The sequence below is a fragment of the Rhodococcus sp. BS-15 genome, from assembly GCF_000813105.1.
Taxonomy (GTDB): domain Bacteria; phylum Actinomycetota; class Actinomycetes; order Mycobacteriales; family Mycobacteriaceae; genus Rhodococcoides.
Genome location: NZ_BAOX01000339.1, coordinates 1 through 4,860 on the forward strand (window position 1 = coordinate 1; position 4,860 = coordinate 4,860).

The window sequence follows — 4,860 nt, forward strand, 5'->3', positions numbered from 1 at the left end:
CCGGTGGCCGGCGGCGCCAGGCAGGCAGCGGAGGGACGGACCCCGACGGGCGCCGGCGGGCTCACACGCTCGAACGTATCGTTAACCACTGGCTGGCGTTAGGCAGCAAGGAGGTCCGTGCAAGGCACCCGCTCTCCATTCCCGGCGTTGACCAAAGCAACTACCTGTACTGCTTCAAACAGATTGCGCCATGGGAAGCCAAGATCGCGCGGTCAGCCCCACGGGTGTTCTACGCGCCGCTGCGTTGGCGTGTTGATCCCGTCGAGGACGGCGACGTCCTGACCTTGACCCTGCACGCAGCCAGGCGAGGAAATGCGGCCATCGAGTGCACGATGAAGGTCGACCGGCGGGGCTGGTCTGCTGCTCAGCGTGTCCGCCTCGATCGCGAGGTCAGCTTCGCTGTCCGACGAGCTCGCGAGCTATGGTTCGACTCGAAGGCGAAACACACCGAACAGCAATCGGGTGGCGTGACGATGTTCGCAGTCGCTGAGCAGGACTCCGCCGACACGACGATGTTCACCATTCGAGACCCACGCGTTGTCCACTTCACGGACCGCCCGATCACGCAGTAGCCCACGACACCCGAGATTTGACCCGCTCAACGGGGCAGATACGCGCCCATACACTCGCAGGCCTCGTCACTACCTACCGCGAGGCCTTCCCTGCGGATGCGTCGCTACGAGAGCGGCATCACGAGGAACGTCGGCGCATCGATCACATTTCAGGCGTTTCTACCCAACGCCACCTCCGGAATAGACCAGGATTAGAAGCATCCTAGGCGTGCGTGCAACTCTCGTGCGCCAAATTGCAGGCAGTGAGGTATCTGGATCGATGGCGTCAATCGAAGAGCAGGTCAAGAACTGCGACAGCGTCATATGCGAGAATATTCAGCATGCTAACGGGGACCGCGGTCTACTCGCCCAAAACCTACTCTCCCAGTTGAGGAACCTGGTCGAAGGTCTGATCCTCTGGGCGCACGCCGGCGACGCCAGCACAGAATTCAATTACAACAAGCTCTCAGCGGCGGTCCTCGATGCTAAAGCAAAAGCCAGGTTCCGCCTATTGGCGAGGTTTCATGATCTTCTTCAGTCGAGTGCATCGCACTACACACTCGACAAAGATTCCTCCGAACGCCTGATGCTCAAGTACTACGAGTACCTCATCCGCACAAGGAAACTCGTACACGATGAACTTGGCATCGCGATCCTGAACAATCTAGAACAGTTTCCCATCGATCTTGATCCGTCACTTCGGGAGTATCATGAAAAGATTGCGGAGCGGATCGCAGTCGCGCGCGCTACACCGTCCGAACCTCGTCGGGATCGCTACTACATTCACAGCTCGCGTCCCTTCTTCGCCAAGGGAAACATCTATTACGAAGTAACCTTCTCCGTGGCGCACAATACTTCGAGCAAGTTCGACCGCACGATTGCCTTCACCGACGTCGATATCACCGATCGGTACGCTGCGTATCTCGATCTCGCGACCGATTCGATTGAGGTCCTTGGTCGAAACATGCCGATCCTGATCATTCGCGATTGGGAAGTCTCGATCCGGCCCTGCGAATTCGAAAATTTCGCCAGAATTTTCGGTGCTGCACCACGAATCGAGTCGAGGAACCTCGAGTACCGCAATTTGATGGGATACCTGACTCGAACCCGCTTGAGCCTCCTTGACCTAATGGACATGGGTGATGCGGACTACGCACGTCTCCGCGCCGACATGACTGGCGACTCTGGTCGGAAACCTGTGCTCTTTCCAATTCTCGACGAGGCCCGACAGCACGTCCGGGCAGGCCGTGCCGGGTCCCGAGTGCTGCGGTACCTGATGCTTCGCATGCGCAATCAGATTATCAAGGGGCAGCTTGACTCGGAGCCCAACCCATGGCTGTCGGGGCTTCGCCTCACCTCCCGATCTGCGCCGTTCGACAGGATGCCGTTCTGTACATCTCCCGCCGGTCACGTCCCTGGGTTCGCAGACCTCGCCGCGAGCATCGATCCAACAGGTCGAAAGCATGAGCTTCTCGCACGGCGTGTTAAGAACCTGGTCGAGCAGCACGGCACAATTTACACGCCAGCAGCAGAGTTCGAAGATCTCGGGGACGTCGATGAGTTGATCGCAGCGCACAACGGCCGCCTCCCCTCCATTCCAAGGCACGCACCACGAAAGCTCAAGCACGAGAACGGCCACGTGTTCATCGTTGGATACGAAGACGCCGCAGTGGCAATTATCGAAAAGCTTCAAGAGGCAACCGGTGAAGGCGTCGAGAGACACTCCGATGATGTGAACAAATGGCTCCATACCAATCCAGAAATTATCAATGACCCTGCGAAAGCAGAGGCTCTCACCGCCCTATTCGACGAGTCTAACGTGGCCATAATCACGGGTGCTGCCGGTACAGGCAAATCAACGATGGTCAATCACATAGCCAACTACTTCTCCGCCGAGAGCAAGCTATTTCTAGCGCATACCAACACCGCTGTCGAAAACCTCAAGCGTCGGGTCGACGCTCCGAACACCCAGTTCAGCACGATTGCGAGCCACATCTATAATAGTGGTGTACAGGAGTCCTCGGTTGATGTGTTGGTGATCGACGAATGCAGTGCTATCGACAACGAGAGCATTCTCAAGGTCCTTCAGCAGACATCTTTCGATCTGCTTGTCCTCGTTGGCGACGTCTACCAGATTGAGGCAATCCAGTTTGGAAATTGGTTCAGTCTCGCACGGTCGTATATTCCGAAGAATTCCACTTTCGAGCTCACCAAACCATATCGGACTGACGACGACGCACTTCTTACGTTGTGGAGCCGAGTCCGTGGCCTCGACGACCGCATTGAGGAGTCTCTGTCTAAGAATGGCTACTCGATGGCTCTCGGCGAGGATTTGTTCACTCGTCATAGCGATGATGAGATCGTGCTGTGCTTGAATTATGACGGCCTGTATGGCATTAACAATGTCAACCGCTTCCTTCAGGCCAGCAATCCCGAGAAGGCGGTCACGTGGGGTGAGTCCACGTACAAGGTCGGCGATCCCGTATTGTTCAACGAAACGAACCGTTTCAAGAGAGTCATCTCGAACACCACGAAAGGCACGATAGCGTCCATAGAACGCGTGCCGGGACGAATTACCTTCGACGTAGACCTCAAACGTGACGTCAGCGAGGCTGAAGTATACGGGATAGATCTTCGGAAGGTCGATGACACGATCGTTCAGTTCGATGTGTTCGAGCGAGGCAACAGTGACGAGGACGACGACGTAGTTGAAACCCTCGTCCCTTTCCAGGTTGCGTATGCGGTGTCTATCCACAAGGCTCAGGGGCTTGAGTACGACTCGGTCAAGGTTGTTATCACGGATGCAAATGAGGAGCGTATCTCGCACAGTATCTTCTACACGGCAATCACACGGGCCCGCCGGCAGCTTCGCGTGTTCTGGACGCCAGAGACTCAGCAGAGGATACTGAGCCGCCTGACTGTCAGCGAAAACACGAAAGACGAGAATCTGCTGAAGAGACGGCGGGGGTTGACGCCGGTGGGTAGGCGTCCGCGACGTCAGCAGTCACGGCAGCAGCCGTAGTCTGCTCCAGCAAGTGATGGCGCACACTGCATCGACCCCCAGGATGGATACCGGGGTCTGAGATGTCGTTGGGTGCGTTCCTGTTCAGTTGATTGCGCGGAAAGCACTTCGCAGCGCGGCCGAGAGCGCTCCGCTTCTGACTACGCGGGTGACCCGCGCAATGGCTCGCCCGCTTCGTTGGTGTCGCGCGGCGATGCGAAGACGCCCCGTGCTGCCATGATCGGGTTCGGCACAGACCTCCACCACCGAGGTCCCCTTGGTCCCTTCAAAGCACTGTGTGTGGCCGCTGTGGGGGCGAATGCGCCGCCAACTGCGCGAAGGGCGAACGCGCCCTCCGAGCGCAGCATCAAGCTGGGCAGGGCTGTCGTATCGCTGGCCGGGATCGCGTGCGATTGAGGTGTTGACGACATCACGCAGGCCTTGCGGCACGTGCGGAGCGTGGTCCCAGAGGTCTGGGGTGGCGCGATTCCACAGGTCCGCAAATGTGGAGATATGCCGGTGAGGCTCGTGCCCCGCGATCAGCCAGAAGAGGGTCGCGCCGAGGCTGTAGACGTCGCTCTGTTCGCTGTAGCACCGTTCGTAGCGTGGGTCGCCAGTCATGAATGCGTACACCACCTCAGGCGCCATGGTTGTGGGGGTGCCGGCCGCATCTGCGAAACCGTGGGAGTCCATGAACTGTGCTAGGCCCAGGTCGCCGACGAGGATGTCACCTCGCTCGTCGAGAAACAAGTTGTCGGGCTTGATGTCTCGGTGAACGAGGTTGTGGTCGTGGAGCCGAGAGACCCCTTGACAGGCTTGCCGCGTCCATCCAACCGCGGTGCTGATCTCGACGCCGATCTCGGCCGGTATGCGTGCGGTGAGAGTGCCGTTGTTGGCTACATCGGTAACGATGTACGGAACCCCAGATGCCCAGTCAGCATTTCTCACCGGCAGGATGTATTCGCCTTCTAGTTGCCTCAGCACTTGTGCTTCGGTCCAGACGGAACTGACGGAACCGGGCCTCAAGAACTTCAGCGCGCAGACCTGGCTCATGAACAGGTCGTTGACTTCGAAGACCTCACCGAATGCGCCCGCGCCGAGTCTGCGGATTACCTGGTATCTGCCGGCGATGATTCGAGCGGCAGGGGTGGCGCTCATTGCTTAATCGTAGGCAGTATCGATGGCATGCGAGTGTTGGGTCTTGCCACGAAGGTCAGCGGAACTGCGATCACGGTTTCGGCTGTAGTGCTCGAGGGCGTTATCAGCGGCGGACCGTTGGACCTGACGAGGGGACTGGTGCACGGTTAG

The 4,860-nt window shown here is 58.3% G+C and carries 3 protein-coding genes; 2 read left to right on the forward strand and 1 reads right to left on the reverse strand.

From position 1 onward, the window contains the following. On the forward strand, positions 1-572 hold a 572-nt coding region (locus tag RHBS_RS29265; protein ID WP_187298616.1), incomplete at its 5' end, for a hypothetical protein. A 259-nt stretch (positions 573-831) separates the two neighbouring features. Further along, the gene (locus RHBS_RS24360) at positions 832-3,573 is read left to right on the forward strand and encodes an ATP-dependent RecD-like DNA helicase (RefSeq protein ID WP_128646661.1); all 2,742 of its coding nucleotides are present in this window, start codon (positions 832-834) and stop codon (positions 3,571-3,573) included. Positions 3,574-3,657: 84 nt separating this feature from the next. Here the strand turns inward: RHBS_RS24360 and RHBS_RS24365 are convergent, their stop codons facing one another. Continuing rightward, positions 3,658-4,710 (reverse strand): serine/threonine-protein kinase, encoded by a 1,053-nt coding sequence (locus RHBS_RS24365; RefSeq protein WP_128646662.1) that lies wholly within the window; start codon positions 4,708-4,710, stop codon positions 3,658-3,660. Positions 4,711-4,860: the final 150 nt, after the last annotated feature.